18 protein-coding genes are annotated in these 16,532 nt (G+C 66.3%); 12 read left to right on the top strand and 6 right to left on the bottom strand.

Features of this window, described 5'->3' with window-relative positions:
- Positions 1-3: 3 nt before the first annotated feature.
- Together CFB24_RS01990 and CFB24_RS01985 are read right to left on the bottom strand one after the other, a co-directional pair.
- Positions 4-1,896 carry a SurA N-terminal domain-containing protein gene (locus tag CFB24_RS01990; protein WP_088518888.1) on the bottom strand — a complete coding sequence of 631 codons (1,893 nt, stop codon included), beginning with the start codon at positions 1,894-1,896 and terminating at the stop codon, positions 4-6.
- A gap of 170 nt (positions 1,897-2,066) precedes the next feature.
- Positions 2,067-2,588 (bottom strand): hypothetical protein, encoded by a 522-nt coding sequence (locus CFB24_RS01985; RefSeq protein ID WP_088518887.1) that lies wholly within the window; start codon positions 2,586-2,588, stop codon positions 2,067-2,069.
- 323 nt (positions 2,589-2,911) lie between these two features.
- Between CFB24_RS01985 and tpiA the strand changes: the two genes are divergently transcribed.
- The 3 genes from tpiA (at position 2,912) to CFB24_RS01970 (ending at position 6,077) form a co-directional block, all read left to right on the top strand.
- The gene (gene tpiA, locus CFB24_RS01980) at positions 2,912-3,661 is read left to right on the top strand and encodes a triose-phosphate isomerase (protein WP_088518886.1); all 750 of its coding nucleotides are present in this window, start codon (positions 2,912-2,914) and stop codon (positions 3,659-3,661) included.
- Positions 3,662-3,819: 158 nt separating this feature from the next.
- Entirely contained in the window at positions 3,820-4,233 is a 414-nt protein-coding gene (secG, locus tag CFB24_RS01975) for a preprotein translocase subunit SecG (protein ID WP_088518885.1), read from the top strand.
- A 215-nt stretch (positions 4,234-4,448) separates the two neighbouring features.
- Positions 4,449-6,077 (top strand): CTP synthase, encoded by a 1,629-nt coding sequence (locus CFB24_RS01970; RefSeq protein ID WP_088518884.1) that lies wholly within the window; start codon positions 4,449-4,451, stop codon positions 6,075-6,077.
- Here CFB24_RS01970 and CFB24_RS01965 read toward each other — a convergent pair.
- The gene (locus tag CFB24_RS01965) at positions 6,040-6,450 is read right to left on the bottom strand and encodes a diacylglycerol kinase (protein ID WP_088518883.1); all 411 of its coding nucleotides are present in this window, start codon (positions 6,448-6,450) and stop codon (positions 6,040-6,042) included. The two genes, CFB24_RS01970 and CFB24_RS01965, sit on opposite strands and share 38 nt — an antisense overlap.
- 134 nt (positions 6,451-6,584) lie before the next feature.
- On the opposite strand from CFB24_RS01965, the gene CFB24_RS01960 reads away from it, so the two are divergent.
- From CFB24_RS01960 to CFB24_RS01935, 6 genes are all read left to right on the top strand, one after another.
- A complete protein-coding gene (locus tag CFB24_RS01960; protein ID WP_088518882.1) occupies positions 6,585-7,148 on the top strand; it encodes a hypothetical protein in 564 nt (187 codons plus the stop codon).
- A complete protein-coding gene (gene kdsA, locus CFB24_RS01955; RefSeq protein ID WP_088518881.1) occupies positions 7,149-8,000 on the top strand; it encodes a 3-deoxy-8-phosphooctulonate synthase in 852 nt (283 codons plus the stop codon).
- A 93-nt stretch (positions 8,001-8,093) separates the two neighbouring features.
- Positions 8,094-8,426: a hypothetical protein gene (locus CFB24_RS01950; protein ID WP_088518880.1), complete on the top strand. Its 333-nt coding sequence runs from the start codon at positions 8,094-8,096 to the stop codon at positions 8,424-8,426.
- Positions 8,427-8,436: 10 nt separating this feature from the next.
- Positions 8,437-8,859, top strand: coding sequence for a phage holin family protein (locus CFB24_RS01945; protein ID WP_088518879.1), 423 nt, complete (start codon positions 8,437-8,439; stop codon positions 8,857-8,859).
- The gene (locus CFB24_RS01940) at positions 8,837-9,742 is read left to right on the top strand and encodes a DUF3618 domain-containing protein (RefSeq protein WP_088518878.1); all 906 of its coding nucleotides are present in this window, start codon (positions 8,837-8,839) and stop codon (positions 9,740-9,742) included. The genes CFB24_RS01945 and CFB24_RS01940 overlap by 23 nt, the downstream gene beginning before the upstream one ends.
- Before the next feature lie 4 nt (positions 9,743-9,746).
- Complete coding sequence (locus CFB24_RS01935) at positions 9,747-10,841, top strand: YihY/virulence factor BrkB family protein (protein WP_088518877.1); 1,095 nt, start codon at positions 9,747-9,749, stop codon at positions 10,839-10,841.
- Positions 10,842-10,862: 21 nt separating this feature from the next.
- Here the strand turns inward: CFB24_RS01935 and CFB24_RS01930 are convergent, their stop codons facing one another.
- Positions 10,863-11,609, bottom strand: coding sequence for a carbonic anhydrase (locus CFB24_RS01930; protein ID WP_088518876.1), 747 nt, complete (start codon positions 11,607-11,609; stop codon positions 10,863-10,865).
- Between the two features lie 120 nt (positions 11,610-11,729).
- Here CFB24_RS01930 and CFB24_RS01925 point away from each other — a divergent pair, with 120 nt between their 5' ends.
- Positions 11,730-12,950, top strand: coding sequence for an alpha/beta hydrolase (locus tag CFB24_RS01925; RefSeq protein ID WP_088518875.1), 1,221 nt, complete (start codon positions 11,730-11,732; stop codon positions 12,948-12,950).
- Positions 12,951-12,959: 9 nt separating this feature from the next.
- Here CFB24_RS01925 and CFB24_RS01920 read toward each other — a convergent pair whose 3' ends face one another.
- Entirely contained in the window at positions 12,960-13,175 is a 216-nt protein-coding gene (locus CFB24_RS01920; RefSeq protein WP_088518874.1) for a hypothetical protein, read from the bottom strand.
- A gap of 67 nt (positions 13,176-13,242) precedes the next feature.
- A complete protein-coding gene (purB, locus tag CFB24_RS01915) occupies positions 13,243-14,550 on the bottom strand; it encodes an adenylosuccinate lyase (protein WP_088518873.1) in 1,308 nt (435 codons plus the stop codon).
- 307 nt (positions 14,551-14,857) lie between these two features.
- Between purB and CFB24_RS01910 the strand changes: the two genes are divergently transcribed.
- Both CFB24_RS01910 and CFB24_RS01905 read left to right on the top strand, forming a co-directional pair.
- Complete coding sequence (locus tag CFB24_RS01910) at positions 14,858-15,118, top strand: hypothetical protein (RefSeq protein WP_088518872.1); 261 nt, start codon at positions 14,858-14,860, stop codon at positions 15,116-15,118.
- Between the two features lie 169 nt (positions 15,119-15,287).
- Complete coding sequence (locus CFB24_RS01905) at positions 15,288-16,532, top strand: NAD(P)/FAD-dependent oxidoreductase (RefSeq protein ID WP_088518871.1); 1,245 nt, start codon at positions 15,288-15,290, stop codon at positions 16,530-16,532.

The raw sequence follows: 16,532 nt of genomic DNA, 5'->3' as shown, positions 1-16,532 counted from the left end.
CGCTCATTGCTCCGAGCCGAGCGCAGCGCGCAGCGCCGCCTGATTGATCTTCACGCCGAGCTGCGCCTCCAGTCCGCCGACATATTGCACCAGCAGATCGTCGGCCATCGCGGCTTCGAGTTGGGGCAGGGCGCGCGCCATGGCGGGGTCCTTCATGTCGAGCGGCGGCACGGCCGAATCGGTCACTTTCAGCACGGTGCGCCCGCCATTGTCGGCCAGCGCCACGCCGGAGGCGCCCACGGGCAGAGCGAAAATCTGCGCCACGGCGGCCTCGCTCAAGCCCTCGCCGCCTGAGCGCCGCACGTTGGCGGCCTGCTGCGGCTTGGCCCCATTGGCGTTGGCGACATCGGCGAGGGCCGCGCCGCCTTCGATCTTCCGGGCGAGGTCGTTGGCCCTGGCAGCCAGCGCCTTCTGCGCCTCGGAATTTTTCAGCGCCTGCGCCACCTGGTCCTTGACCTCGTCGAGCGGTTGCTGGCGCGACGGCTCGATCGAAGCGATCTCGAACCAGGAGAAGCCGCCGTCCTTGCGCGCGACCGAATCGTTGTCCACGCCGACGTCGGAGGCGAAGATCGCCTTGACCAGTTCGGGAGAAGCGGTCAGCGCCGGGTTCGGCCCGTCCTTGCCGGCGCCGGAAGCGTCAGCGACATAGGTCTCTGCCTTGAGGCCAATCTCCTGCGCGGCCTGGGGCAAGGTCTTGCCGGACGCGCGCAGATCCTCGATGCGGTCGCGCGTCTTCTGCACTTCGCCCTTGACCTGCGCCTTGGCCAGTTCGGCCTTGATCTGGTCCTTCACCGAATCGAACGGCTGCATCGCGCCGGGGACGATCTTGGCCACCTTGACGATCACGAAGCCGAACTTGCCCTGCACCGGGCCGACCACATCCGGTTCGGCCGGCTTGAAGGCCGCTTCGGCCACCGCGGGGTCGAACACGCCCGCCTTCGCCACCTCGCCGAGATCGGCCAGCACGCCGCCCGAGGCCTTGTCGGCGGCCACCGTCATGAACAGCACGCCATTGTCGATGCGGGCGCGGGCCTTGTCGGCGGCTTCCTTGCCGGTGAACGTCAGTTGCAGCAAGGCGCGCTTTTCCGGCGTTCCATATTTGCCGATGTCGCGGTCGTAAACCGCTTTGGCCGCCGCGTCGGAAATGGTCACGCTCTTGGCCAGCGTGTCGGCGGAGACGGTCAGCACCGTCACTTTGCGATATTCCGGCTTGCGATAGGCGTCCTTGCGCAGGTCGTAAAAATCCTTGATCGCCTGCTCGCTCGGCGCCGGCAGGCTGGAGGCGTCGGGCGCCGGCAGGATGAAGTAATCCGCCTTGCGGGTTTCCGCGTTGAAACGGTTGATCGCCTCCAGCATCACCTGCGGCGCCTTGAAGCCGCCGCTGATGGCGGCCGCCAGTTGGCGGCGCACGGCGGTGGCGCGCTCCTCGTGCAAATAACTGGCCTCGTTATAGCCGTTGTCGCGCAGGATCATGTCGAATCGCGCCTGGTCGAACTTTCCGTCGGCGCCGGCGAAAATTTTCTCGGCCTTGATCGCCTTGGCGACTTCGGCGTCCGAGAGGCTCAGGCCGAGACGGGCGGCGTCCTGGTCGAGCGCGGCGTCGGTCAGCATGCGCGCCAGAACCTGCCGGTCTAGGCCCATCGCCCGCGCTTCGTCATTGGTGACGGCGCGGCGGGCCTGCCGCTGCAGACGCTGCAATTCATTCTGGTATTCCGCGCGATATTGCGCCGCGCCGACATTGACGCCGCCGACGGTCGCGAGTTCGTTGGCGCGGAAATTGGTGAACACGTCGCGAATGCCGAAAAAGCCGAAGCCCACCACGATCAGGGCGGCGAAGGCGGCGAGGATCGAGCGCCCCAACCAGTTTTTCGACATGATCCGCAGGCCGTCGAGCATCTCTTCTCTCTTGTTCGGCGCCGGGGTGGCGCAAGGCGCCGGACTATAGAAACGCGCCGCGTCCCGCGCAATCCATTTGCGACGGTCGCGGCGCGGTTGCGCAGGGTTTTCCCTGGGCCGCTCGATGACCGGGCGCCGGCGGCCCGGTCAGGACAAGGCCGAGGTCGGGATCAGACCCGGGCCAAGGCCTCCTCGTAGGTCAGTTTGGGAAAGCTTTCGCCATATTTCGCCGCGCCCTCGGCCAGGGCGTCGATCTTGGCGGCGGTGTCGAACTTCTTCATCTTGGTCTTGTCGAGATAGAAGAAGTCGATCAGTTCATTATAGACGGAAACGTCGTCATACGGCAGCACATAGACCAGCGTCTCGCCGAGGGCGATCTGATAGCGGTCGCCGCGCTTCACATCGCCGACATAGATGAAGTACTTGCCATTGGGCGCGAGCGCGTCGCCCAGGGCGTCGGCAAGAACCGGCAGTTGGCTCAGGGTCGCCAATTGTCCCGCGAGAAAGGACAGGCTGGCGGCGTTCGTATCGGCGGAAGCGATGGCCGAGGTCAGCGCCGGGGCGGCCGCTTCGGTCAGGAGAATCTCGCCGCGGAAAGCCACGCGCCCCGCGACATGGGTTGGCCCCTTGTGGGTCGGCTTGACCAATCTTGCGTCAAGGGCGTCGAGGGCGGAATTGGCGATGGCGGTCATGAGTGGACTTTCGAAAACCGGCTCTCTCTTGAACTATCCAGGAGTGTAGCGGGCAGGCGCTGATGTGTCGGATGTGCGACGCCGAAGCGGGGAGAGGTGGAGCGTTCCCAACAAATGGGGGCGGTTTGGCCGGGAGGTCGAGGGACGCGCCAGGGTGGCGGACCGATTTCGCCTCCGAAAATCTCCCGCAAACAGACAAGCAATTGGCGGGCCAGCGACTGTTTGTCGCATCTGCGACCGCATTTGTCTCCTGTGCGGTTTGGCGCCACTGGGCAACGAGCCGCGCCTCTGCTATCGCAACGGCAGATTTTTGGAGCCCGCACATGACAGACATTCGCCCGCTCGCCGCCGGAAACTGGAAGATGAACGGTTCTATTGCGTCGCTCGCGGAGCTGGCCGCCATCGCCAACGCGGTCAAGGCCGGCGAGGCGGGCCGCGCCGAGGCGCTGATCTGCCCGCCTGCGACTCTGATCGCCGCGGCGGTCCAGGCCGCTGGCGGCATGCCGGTCGGCGGACAGGATTGCCACGCCGCCGCCTCCGGCGCGCACACCGGCGACATTTCGGCTGAGATGCTGAAGGACGCCGGCGCGACCTATGTGATCGTCGGCCATTCCGAACGCCGCGCCGATCACGGCGAGAGCGACGCGGTCGTGCGCGCCAAGGCCGAGGCCGCCCTGCGCGCCGGCCTGACGGCGATCGTCTGCGTCGGCGAGACCCGCGCCCAGCGCGAGGTCGGCCAGACCCTGGCCGTGGTGGGCGCCCAGCTCGCCGGTTCGCTGCCGTATGGCGCGACGGCTTCCACCCTGGTCGTCGCCTATGAGCCGGTCTGGGCCATCGGCACCGGCCTCACCCCCACGCTGGCCGATGTCGCCGAGGTTCATGGCTTCATCCGCCGCGAACTGATCGACCTGTTGCCGGGCGAAGGCGACAAGGTGCGGATTCTCTACGGCGGCTCGGTCAAGCCGTCGAATGCGGCCGAACTGATGGGCGTCGAGAACGTCAATGGCGCGCTGGTCGGCGGCGCCAGCCTCACCGCCAAGGATTTTCTGGCGATCGCCGGCGTCTATAAGTGACGATTTTGCCTTCTCCCGTTGCGGGAGAGGGCGGTTCGCGTTGAAAGCGCGAGGCGGATGAGGGGAAGCCCTTCCTTTGGATCGTAAATTGGTCTAAGACGCCTGAAATTTCCGCCGCCGGCCCGCGTTCCGGCGGCTTGCCTTGTTGGGAAACACCAATGCAGACGGTTCTGATCGTCATTCACATGCTGATCGTCGTGGCTTTGATCGTGACGGTTCTGTTGCAGCGCTCCGAGGGCGGCGCGCTGGGTATCGGCGGCGGCGGCGGAGGAGGCTCCTTCTTCACGGGGCGCGGCAAGGCCAATCTGCTGACGCGCTCGACCGCCATTCTCGCCACCCTGTTCTTCGCGACCAGCCTCGGCCTCACCATTCTCGCCAGCTATACGCGGGCGCAAAAATCGGTGTTCGAGCAGACCGTTCCGGCCACGGCCCCCGGCGAAGCGCCGAAAAGCGGCCAACCGGCCGCGCCGCAGGGCGGCAACCTGCTCGACCAGCTGAAGAAGATGGACCAGAACCAGCCGGCGGCGCCGGCTGCTCCGGAACCCGCGCAGGCTCCGCCGCGCTCTCAGTAAGACGCCGCCGCGCGCAAGAGATGCGGCGGCCTGCCGGAAACGTCCGGACGCCGTCGCGCTCGCAACAAGTGGATATCGCGCGCGCTGTAACAGACGCGTCGCGGGATCTCGTCTAAAATCCGACGGCGATTCGCTCGCATCGGATCTCCCCATCGCAGAATGCGCGACAAGCGAAAGACTCCCGTTTTTCGCGCCTAAAAACGTGAGGATCTGACATGGCGCGGTATATTTTCATCACCGGCGGCGTGGTGTCCTCGCTTGGCAAGGGCCTGGCCTCCGCCGCGCTCGGCGCCCTGTTGCAGGCGCGCGGCTATTCGGTCCGCCTGCGCAAGCTCGACCCCTATCTCAACGTCGATCCCGGCACCATGTCGCCGTACCAGCACGGCGAATGCTTTGTCACGGACGACGGCGCGGAAACCGACCTCGATCTCGGCCATTACGAGCGCTTCACCGGGCGCTCGGCCAATCGCCAGGACAATGTCACCACCGGCCGCATCTATCAGGACATCATCGCCCGCGAGCGGCGCGGCGACTATCTCGGCGGCACGGTCCAGGTGATTCCGCACGTCACCAACGCCATCAAGGAGTTCGTGCTCGACGGCAACGACGCCTATGACTTCGTGCTGGTGGAGATCGGCGGCACGGTCGGCGACATCGAGGCCATGCCGTTCCTGGAGGCGATTCGTCAGCTTGGCAACGACCTTCCGCACAATCACACCTGCTTCATCCACCTGACGCTGCTGCCGTTCATCCCCTCGGCCGGCGAGGTCAAGACCAAGCCGACGCAGCATTCCGTGAAGGAGCTGCGGTCCATCGGCATCCAGCCGAACATACTGCTGTGCCGGTGCGACCGGGAAATCCCGGTCGAGGAGCGCAGAAAACTCGGCCTGTTCTGCAACGTGCGCGAATCGGCGGTGGTCGAGGCGCGCGACGCCGCTTCGATCTATGACGTGCCGCTGGCGTATCATGCCGCCGGCCTCGACCGCGAAGTGCTCGCCGCCTTCGGCATCGACCCGGCGCCGCGCCTCGATATGAAGCGCTGGCAGGCAGTGTCGCAGGCGATCCACAATCCCGAGGGTCAGGTCACTATCGCGGTGGTCGGCAAATATACCGGGATGCTCGACGCCTATAAATCGCTGATCGAGGCGCTGACCCATGGCGGCATGGCCAACCGGGTCAAGGTGCAGCTCGACTGGATCGAATCGGAGATTTTCGAGCACCAGGATCCCGCGCCCTATCTGGAGCATGTCCACGGCATTCTCGTGCCCGGCGGCTTCGGCCAGCGCGGCGCCGAGGGCAAGATCGCTGCGGCGCGTTTCGCCCGCGAGCGCAAGCTGCCCTACTTTGGCATCTGTTTCGGCATGCAAATGGCGGTGATCGAGGCGGCGCGCTCGCTGGCGGGGCTGAAAAAGGCCACGTCGAGCGAATTCGGCCCGACGCCGGAGCCGCTGGTCGGCCTGATGACCGAATGGCTCAAGGGCAACGAGTTGCAAAAGCGCGAAAAGAGCGGCGATCTCGGCGGCACCATGAGGCTCGGCGCCTATCCGGCGCGGTTGAAGGCGGGCTCGAAGATCGCGGAGATCTACGGCAAGACCGAAATTTCCGAGCGCCACCGCCACCGCTATGAAGTCAATATGGCGTATCGGGAAAAGCTCGAAAACTGCGGCCTGATCTTCGCGGGAACCTCGCCGGACGGCCTGCTGCCGGAGACGGTGGAGCTGGCCGACCATCCCTGGTTCATCGGCGTGCAGTATCATCCCGAACTGAAGTCGCGCCCGTTCGAGCCGCACCCGCTGTTCGCCGGCTTTATCGCGGCGGCGAAGGCGCAAAGCCGGCTGGTGTGACCGTAGGCGGCGCCCCGCCCGGCGCGCGGCCCAGGCTGTCCGCCAGCGCCGCGCCCCACAACAGCGCCGCCAGAATCAGCGCGCAAAACACAGCCGCCGAGCCCATGTCCTTGATGTCGCGGATTTCGCCGTTTTTCTCCGGCGTGACGTGGTCGCACAGTTTTTCGATGGCGGTGTTGAGCAATTCCACGCTCATCAGCGCTAAAACGCCGCCGATCAGCAGGGCGCGGCGGACGGGATCGCCGGTGAGCGCCAGCGCGGCGGGGATGGCGACGGCCAGCAGGATCATCTCCTGTCGAAACGCTCGTTCGCTTCGCAGCGCGGCGCGCAGGCCGGCGAGTGAGTTCAGCAGGGCTTGCAACAATGCGGACAAGGTTCACCTGAAAGCGCGTGAGCGCTCGCCGGTAAGGCCGAAACATTTCGCTTTAATGACAAGCCGGCGTTGCGTCTGGACGGGCGGGACCGCATGGCCCATAAAGCCGTCTCCAAACCTTAGACCAAAGCCGAATGCCTCATTTTCTCAACAGCGTCACGCTCCTGTCCGACCCCGCCGAAGCCCTGCGCGAAGTTTTTGCGCGGCTGGGGTTCTCCGTCGCGCCCGGCGGCGGCGTCGCGCTGGAGAATGCGACGCTGGCGCCGCGCGGCGCGGTCGAGGCCGGCGCGGCGCGCGAACCGCTGAGCCTCGTCATGACGGCCCGGCCGAACGACGAAACCGCCCACACGCCCCATCCCAATGGCGTCCGCGCGCTGGCCGCCGTCGTCAGGACGCTCGAAAACCCCGCTGATCACGCGGAAACCTTTTCTCGCGCGGCCAACCAGCGCGAGATGCGGGCCACTTCGGCCGGGCTGGAGCTGAAACTGGCCAACGCCCGGCTGGAAATCCTAACGTCCGCCGCGTTCGACCAGATTTACGGCGGCGCGGGAGACGCCCTGGTGTTCGCCACGCCCGATCTCGCGGCGACCCGCGATTTTTTCGAGCGGGCGCAGGTCGCCTTTGAGGAAAAATTCGGCCGCCTCGTTGTGGCCGTCGGCGCAACCCTCATGCTCGCCTTCGAGGCGCAGGAGCGATAAATGTCTGAAGCCGCCCGCCACGTCACCATTGGCTCCGGCCCGCGCGCCGCGCGTTTCGGCAACGATCTGCCGTTGGCGCTGATCGCCGGACCCTGCGCCATGGAAAGCCGCGACCACGCGCTGTTCATGGCGGAAAAACTGGCGGTCCTCGCTGAGCGGCTCAAACTCGACCTCGTGTTCAAGTCCTCGTTCGACAAGGCCAACCGCACCTCGGCGTCGGGCCGGCGCGGCATTGGCCTCGATGCGGCGCTGAAGGTGTTCGTTGAAATCAAAAGAGACTTCGGCCTGCCGGTCGTCACCGACGTGCATGAGCGCGAACAATGCGGCGCCGTCGCCGAAGTGGCCGATCTCTTGCAAATCCCGGCGTTCCTGTGCCGCCAGACCGACCTGCTGCTGGCGGCGGCCGCCACCGGCAAGCCGGTGAATGTGAAGAAGGGTCAGTTCCTGGCGCCCTGGGACATGAAGAATGTCGCGGCGAAAATCACCGACGCCGGCAATACCAATGTTCTGGTGACCGAACGCGGCGCCAGCTTCGGCTACAACACGCTGGTCACGGATTTCCGCGGCCTGCCGATCATGGCGCGGGAGATCGGCGCGCCGGTGATCTTCGACGCCACCCACAGCGTGCAGCAGCCGGGCGGGCAGGGCGCCTCCACCGGGGGGCAGCGCGAATTCGTGCCGGTGCTGGCGCGCGCGGCGGTCGCGGTCGGCGTCGCCGGCCTGTTCATCGAGACCCATGACCGCCCGGATGAGGCCTTTTCCGACGGGCCGAACATGGTGCCGCTCGATCAGTTGCCGGCGCTGCTGGAACAGCTGATCGCCTTCGACCGTTTGGCCAAGGGCCAAGTCTGAGTTCGGCGCTTTATTTCATCGCCGCCGGGAACGCGCGCCGTCCTTCGATGTTGCAGGAGCGGAGAGACAGGCCCTGCAAACGATGGCGGCGACATGGATTCGGACACGACGGTCAATCGCGCGGAACAGCTCGCGGACGAGCAGAAAAGCGCCGGCGCCAGCCGGCTTGACGACGTGGCGCGCGCTGTTCACGGCGCCGCTGACGAACTGAGCGGCGAGATGCCGCAGGCGGCCGATTTCGTCCATGCAGCGGCGTCGCGGCTGGAGCAGGGCGCGGGGCTTTTGCGCGACAAAAGCCCCCAAGAGCTTGTCGGACATATCAACGATTTCGGCCGGCGCGACCCGCTGGCGCTGTTCGGCGGCGCGCTGGTCGCGGGCTTCGCCCTGTCGCGCCTGCTGAAAAGCGCGGCGCAGCCCACCCGCTGAGGAGATCCGCATGGCTGATCCATCCCAGCGTTCGGTCGTCGAGATCGTGGGCGACCTGTTCACACAGACCACGACGCTCCTGAGCAAGGAAACGCAGTTGGTGCGCGCGGAAATGTCGGAGAATGTCGCCAGCGTCGGCCGGGGCCTCGGCCTGGTCGTCGGCGGCGCCGTTCTGCTGATTCCCGCGCTCACCGTGTTATTGCAGGCCGCCATCGCGGCGCTGACCGAATTGGCGAAGCTGAATTCCTACTGGTCCGCGCTGATTGTCGGCGGCGCGACGCTCATCGTCGGGCTGATCCTGCTCGCGGCGGGCGCCGGCCGGCTGCGGGCGGAACGACTCATGCCCAACCGCACCGTGCAGCAGTTGAAGCGCGACGCCGCCGTCGTCCAGCAAGAGGTAAGGGGGAGCGATGACATACGCCGAGCAGCTTGAGCATGAGACCGAGGGAACCCGCCGCCGCGTCGCGGAGACGCTGCACGAATTGCGCGAAGTGGCGACGCCCGGCCATGTGCTGGACGAGGTCATGGAGCGATTCGGTTTGCGCGACGGCGATGGGGCGCTTCTGGCGGGCAATTTCAAGCGCCAGCTCATCGAAAATCCGATGGCGGCGGCGCTGGTCGGAGCGGGCGTCGCCTGGCTGGTCTGGGGCCAGCGGTCCAGCGCGGCCATGATCGCCGACAGCGACGCCGAATCGGTCGGGGATTCCGTCCGGTCGGCGGCTGAGTCGGCGAGCGACACTGCTTCGGATCTGGCGAGCGACATGCGCCGGCGCGCTGGCGGCGCCGCCGAAAAGGCCCGGCAGACTGGCGACGCGATGCGGGCGGGCGCCGGCTCCGCGCTCGACGGCTCCGCGCTCGACACGGTGCGCGGCGCCGCCTCGACGGGCTACAAGTCCGTGTCCGATGGCGCGCGTTCGGCGGCGCATGGCGTCGCGGCTTCGGCGCGGGCGGCGCGGAGCCAGACCGTCCGCTCCGGCGGCGCCTTCGTCGACTTCTGTCGCGAGCAGCCGCTGGTGCTGGCGGGCCTTGGCCTCGCTATCGGCGCGGCGGTCGGGGCGCTGGCGCCCCAGAGCCGGGCCGAAAAGGAAGCGCTCGCTGACGCCGGCGCGGACCTCAAGGACAGCATGGGGGCGCAGGCCGACGATTTGCGCGACGCAGCGGAAAGGGCGGTGGACGCGGCCGCGTCGGCCTTCGACGGCCGGTCGAAGCCCTCCGGTGACACCCGGGGCGAGAAGACGCGCGCCAACGAAAGCTCGACCGACGCCGCCGATCAGGCGTCCGACCCGGCGCCCCAGGCGGCGCGGACCGAGGGTTGACGGAATGGGGCGGTCGCTCGGCGAGGACTCCGGCGCCTTGGCTCGGCCGCCGCTCTGGGCGATCGCGGCGGTCGCCGCCCTGATCGTCGTGGGCTTGCGTCCGAACCGGCGCGAGCCGCCCGACGGCGCGGAGCCGCGCGAGCAAATCAGCGAGGGCGGGGCGGAGGACGGCGGTCGGGGCCGGGGGGCGACGACTCCGGGAGAGATCCCCGCGCGCGGCTGGAAGGAGATCGCCCTCCGCGTTTACGGCAATTTCAGCGAACACCGAATCCTGGCTCTGGCGGCAGGGATGACGTTTTACAGCCTGCTCGCCGTGTTCCCGGCGCTGGCGGCGCTGATGGCGATCTACGGCCTGTTCTTCGATCCAACGACCATCACGACCCATGTGGATCAACTGTCGGGAATTCTGCCGGGCGGCGCGCTGGAGATCGCGCGCAGCCAGATGACGCGCATCGCCTCGAAGGGAACCCAGGCTCTGGGGCTGACTTTCGCGGTCAGCCTCGCCGTCTCGCTGTGGAGCGCCAATTCGGCGATGAAAAGCCTGTTCGATACGCTGAACGTCATCTACGGGGAGCAAGAAAAGCGCGGGTTCTTCAAGCTCAACGCGCTTTCGCTGTCGTTTACGCTGGGGGGAATCGTCTTTGCGCTGGCGGCGGGCGCGGCGGTGGTGGCGCTGCCCGTCGCCTTCCAGACCTTCGGCGTGCCTCAGGCGGGCGACGCGCTGTTGCGGTTTGGGCGCTGGCCCGCGCTCATCGTCGTTCTGGCTCTGGCGCTGGCGGCCATCTACCGTTATGGCCCCAGCCGCCGAACCGCGCGCTGGCGCTGGGTCACTTGGGGCAGCGCCCTGGCCGCGTTTCTCTGGCTGGTCGCTTCGCTGCTGTTTTCCTGGTACGCGGGCAGTTTTGGCAATTTCAACGAGACTTACGGGTCGCTCGGCGCCGTGATCGGTTTCATGACCTGGCTGTGGATTTCGGCCACGGCTGTTTTGCTCGGCGCCGAATTGGACGCCGAGGCCGAGCACCAGACCGCGCGCGACACCACCGAGACGGGCCAGCCGATGGGGCGACGCGGCGCGAAAATGGCCGACACGGTCGCTTGAGAGCCGCGCCGGCCGGCTTGGTCAGACGCCCTTGAGCAGGAAGCGCCGGCCGATGGCCTGCAACGGGCGGGCGTTCATCGGGAACAGGTTGACGAAGGCGCGAATGTCGTTCTCCGCCACCTCGACCGGCTGCTCGAACACGTTCCAGTCGACGATTTCCGAGCAGGGCGGCGTCGTCAGCGAGCCTTCGTAGCGGAAACGCGCCTTGGTTTTCGGCAAAAAGCTTTTCGGGTCGATGGCGGCGGCCAGCGCCGCCTCGCCTTCCGCCTTGGGCGCCGCGGCCATGATGGCGGAGAATCCCTTGTGGGCGGCGCCGGACTTCATGAAGACGCCGACCACCGCCAGCTTGCCCGCCGCATTGGCGTGCACGAAATGCACTTCCATGTCGGTGCGGGCGCCCGACAGCGCATGCTCGCTCGGCGTATGGAAATGATATTGTTTCAGAACGAAGGCCTCGCCGTCGAGTTGGGCCGTGCTGGCGCCGGCGACATTGAGCTGGATGGTGTGGCCGTTGTTGACGATCTTGTTGGCTTCGGGCGTCCAGCCGATTTTCAGCGTGCCGATATCGGCCTTGGTGGCCTTTTTCAGATCGATCGGCGATTGCTCGGCCCCGACGGCGCAGGCTTGGAATTTCGAATCCAGCTTGCCCCATTCGTCGGCGCCCCCATGTCCCTCATAGGCCCAATGCGCGCCCTCGGCGCGGGCGAGGCCGGCGCAGACGGGGCAGGCGAGCAAACCGGCAAGCAAGCCACGGCGGTTCAGATTCATTAACGTTCCTCCCGTTCAGGTTGTGGCAAGGTAGCACGGTTTTCATGACGAAAGCGCCACGAGTCGCGCTTGGGTTAATGCGACGTTCGCGTTATAAGGGTGGTCCGCAGGAATGCCAAAATGATGTTACGCCGCGCGCCCGCCCTTGTCTGGCTGACCCTTCTCGCCGGTTGCGCCGGGCGGCTCGACGGCGGTCTCCTGCCGGTGAGCGGGACCGTTCCCGGCGCGAGCCAGGTCAATGTGCTGGTGGCGACCACGCGCCGGCCCTCGCCCGAACCCGAGAAGATGTTTTCCGGCGAGCGCGACACCCGCTACAATTTCGCCGACATTCTGGTGTCGATCCCGCCCGACGCCAACCGCGTCATCGGCGAGGTGCAGCAGCCCGAAGACCGTTCGGGCGATCCGGCCCGGCAATTCGTCGCGCTGCGCGCCGAAACGCTCGACAAGGATCAGGCGAAGATCCGCTTTCACCAGCGCCTCGCCGCCTCGGGCGACCGCCGCGTGCTGGTGTTTATCCACGGCTACAACACGCGCTTCAGCGAGGCTGTGTTCCGCCTCGCCCAGTTCGCTCACGATTCCGACCTGAAGGCGACCCCAGTCCTGTTCACCTGGCCCTCGCGCGGCCGGCTGCTCGGCTATGGCTATGACCATGAGAGCGCCAGCTATTCCCGCGATGCGCTGGAGGGGCTGCTGGCGGCGCTGCAGAGCGATCCCGCCGTGGGCGAGATCGACATTCTCGCCCATTCCATGGGCAATTGGGTGACGCTGGAGGCGCTGCGGCAAATGGCGATCCGCGACAGAAGGCTCGCGCCCAAGATCAAGCAGGTGATGCTGGCCGCGCCCGATGTCGACGTGGACGTGTTCCGCCGCCAGATCACCCAGATTGGCGAGAACCGGCCGCCGTTCACGCTGTTCGTCTCGCGCGACGATCAGGCCCTGAACGCGTCGCGCGCGCTCTGGGGCGACATGCCGCGCGTCGGCGCGGTCGACGCGCGGGCCGAGCCCTACGCCTCGATGTTCCGGGCCGAGCGGATCACGCCGATCGACCTCACCGACATCCAGACGCCGGACAGCCTGGGCCACACCAAATTCGCCGAAAGCCCGGAAGTGGTGCGCGCCATCGGCGCCCGGCTGGCCAGCGGCCAGACTTTTGCGGAAAAGCCGGGTCTCGGCGGCGTGCTGGCGCAGACCGCGTCCGGTGCCGTTTCGACCGTCGGCTCCGCGGCGGGGCTGGCGATTTCAGCCCCGCTGTCCATCGTCGATGGCCACGCCGATGAACTCGGCGACCGCTTCAATCAGGTCGGCGGCAACCTTCGCTCGACGGTGGGCGGGAGCTACTGAGGGCCGGCCTTACATGCCGTCCATTCGGCGCATCCGCCGCATTTCCTGGTGATGGCGCCAGCGGCGCATCTCGTGCATGCGATGCCGCATGCGCCAGTCCTCGTGATGACGCCGCATCATCTCATGGCGAGGATAGCCGTCGCCCCTCGGTTGGGCCTGCGCCTCGATCGGGGCGAGGCTGAACGACGACGCGACGATCACGGCGGCGAAAACGGTTTTGAGCATGTGTCCTCCTGAGCCGCGCCAACGCGGCGCGGCTCATTAGGAAACGCGGCTGTATCGCCGCCGTTCCTCAGGCGCGGCCGAATACGCGCCGGAAGATCGTGTCGACATGCTTGAGATGGTAGCCGAGGTCGAATTTCTCCTCGAGTTCGGCGTCGGTCATCAGCTTCGACACGTCCGGGTCTTTCTTCAGCAGCGCGAGGAAATCGCCCTCGCCGCGCCAGACCGGCATGGCGTTGCGCTGCACGAAGCGGTACGCGTCCTCGCGCGAAGCGCCTTTCTGCGTCAACGCCAGCAGCACGCGCTGCGAATGAACCAACCCGCCGAGCAGGTCGAGATTCTTCTGCATGTTGTTGGGATAGACCAGCAGCTTGTCGATCACGCCGGTCAAACGCGCCAGCGCGAAATCGAGCGTCACCGTGGCGTCCGGGCCGATCATGCGCTCGACCGAGGAATGGGAAATATCGCGCTCGTGCCAAAGCGCCACATTCTCCATCGCCGGCAGCGCCATGCCGCGCACCAGCCGCGCCAAACCGGTGAGGTTTTCGGTCAGCACGGGATTGCGCTTGTGCGGCATGGCCGACGAGCCCTTCTGGCCCTCCGAGAAGAACTCCTCGGCCTCCAGAACCTCGGTGCGCTGCAAATGGCGGATTTCGATGGCGAGCCGCTCCACGGAGGAGGCGATCACGCCGAGCGTGGCGAAGAACATGGCGTGGCGGTCGCGCGGGATCACCTGCGTCGAAACCGGCTCGGGCTTCAGGCCCATTTTGGCCGCGACATGCTCCTCGACGCGCGGGTCGATATTGGCGAACGTGCCGACGGCGCCGGAAATGGCGCAGGTCGCCACTTCTTCACGCGCGGCGAGCAGGCGCTTTTTCGCGCGGGAGAATTCCGCATGGGCCTCGGCCATTTTTAGGCCGAAGGTCACGGGTTCGGCGTGGATGCCATGCGAGCGGCCGATGCAGGGGGTGAGCTTGTGCTCGAAGGCGCGGCGCTCGATGGCCGCCAGCAGGCCGTCGATGTCGGCGAGCAGAATGTCGGCGGCGCGGGTGAGCTGCACGTTGAGGCAGGTGTCGAGCACGTCCGACGAGGTCATGCCCTGATGCACGAAGCGGGAATCCGGCCCGATGAATTCGCCGAGATGGGTCAGGAAGGCGATCACGTCATGCTTGGTGACGCGCTCGATCTCGTCGATGCGATCGACGTTAAACGTGACATTCCCGGCCTTTTCCCAAATGTTTTTGGCGCTCTCCTTGGGAATGACGCCGATTTCGGCGAGGGCGTCGCAGGCGTGCGCCTCGATCTCGAACCAGATCTTGAACCGGGTCTGCGGCTCCCAGATGGAGACCATTTCGGGGCGGGAATAGCGGGGGATCATGGCGCGCCTGGGTTTTGGAAAGGAAAGCGACCAACTAAGCCCAGCTTTTCCGCGATGCAAGGGGCGGCGCAGGCGTCGCGCGCAAATGGCGGATCGGAAGGACCTCGCCGTCCAGACGGGCTTGCCCCGGTCCTCCACGCCGAGCCGTGGAAAGAGGGCCGCCTTCCCGGCCAAAACGGGCAGCGCGCCAAAACAAGAATCGAAATCGCCGGGGTTGACAAACGTCAAAAATCGTTCCTGTTATGTTCCACGTGAAACCGCTGCGAATTAGATCGCTGATAAACAAGGTTTTTCCGCAGACGCCTCCATGCCGGCCCCCACGCCGGGCGTGATGCAACCGCGAAAGTGCGGATGCGAAAATGAGCGTGTTTTGATCGCTTTTTCGCGTAAAAACACAGAAAATGAGCGGATTTCGATCAAATTTTGGCACGGAGATCTCAACCTTGGATTGAATTTCTGCAAATCCGGCGGCCGGGGCGAGCGAGGCGGTCCCTGCGCCTATCTGGCGTCGCAATATGAATGGCTTCACACGGTGCTGAAACGGCTCAAGCCATATCTGGCTGGTTGAGTCACGGCGTTCCGGCTCAACCCGTTGTTCTTGACGCCGGCGGGGACGCCTCGCGCAGGGCGGCGTCACTTTTTCGCAACCGCGAAACGTCTCCCGGCTGACGTTAACGCCTCCTACATTAGGATGACGCCATCGTCTAACATGGCGCGCGTTGTGCTAGGTTGAAAACATGATCAACAAGGATGTCGCCGTGCTCGGGGCCGGCATTGTCGGCGTGGCGACCGCCCTGCATTTGCAGACGCGCGGCCGGGATGTTGCGCTCATCGACCGGCGCGGGGCGGGGGAGGAAACCTCGTTCGGCAACGCCGGCATTATCGAACGCGCCACCATCTACCCCTACCTGTTCCCGCGCGACTGGCGCAAACTGGCGGTTTACGCCGTCAACGGGCTGAACGAGGCGCGCTACAACTGGCGCGACCTGCCGGGCTTCGCCCCCTTTTTGTGGCGCTATTTCATCGAGAGCGCGCCGCGCCGCGCGCTCGATCACGCCTTGTCGGCCCGCCCGCTGATCGAGGCTTGCCTCGGCGAGCATGAAAAGCTGATGCGCGACGCCGGCGCCGACCATTTGTTACGCAAGACAGGCTGGCTGAAACTGTTTCGCAACGAGGCAAGCTTCGACGAGGGGCGCGCGGCGGCCGAAGCGATCAAGCCGTTCGGCCTGAATGTGGCGATTCTCGACGCCCAGGACGTCCGGCGCGCCGAACCGGCCTTGCGCGAAACGGTGGTGGGCGCGGTGCATTATCTCGACCCCGCTTCGGTGTCCGACCCGCAGGCGCTCACGCTGGCCTATCTGCGCCTGTTTCAGGAGCGGGGCGGGCGCTTTGCGCAGGGCGACGCCCGCAGCCTCCAGGCTGATTCCGACGGCTATGTCGTCGAAACCGCCGAAGGGGTTTTGCACGCGCGCGAGGTGGTTTTGTGCCTTGGACCGTGGTCGGATCTCGCCTTGGCGCCGTTCGGCTACAAAATCCCGCTGGCGGTCAAGCGCGGCTACCATCGCCATTTTCGCCCGGAGGAGGGCGCGAGCCTGTCCCGCCCGGTGCTCGACGCCGATCGCGGCTATTTGCTCGCCCCGATGGCGCGCGGAATCCGACTCACCACCGGCGCGGAATTCGCGCGCCGCGACGCCAAGCCCGATTACACCCAGATCGAGAAAAGCGAAATTTTCGCGCGGCAACTGGTCGCGCTTGGCCCGCGCGTCGAGGACGAGCCCTGGATGGGCCGTCGGCCCTGCCTGCCCGACATGCTGCCGGTGCTCGGCGCGGCGCCGCGCCACAAGGGATTATGGTTCAATTTTGGCCACCAGCATCACGGCCTGACCCTTGCGGCGGTCTGCGGCCGGCTGCTGGCGGAAATGATGACCGGCGAAAAGCCTTTCGCCGATCCCTCGCCCTTTTCCATCGAGCGTTTCGCCTGA

The sequence above is a fragment of the Rhodoblastus acidophilus genome (assembly GCF_900187365.1).
GTDB lineage: Bacteria > Pseudomonadota > Alphaproteobacteria > Rhizobiales > Beijerinckiaceae > Rhodoblastus > Rhodoblastus acidophilus.
This window is presented reverse-complemented; position numbering and strand designations above follow the sequence as displayed.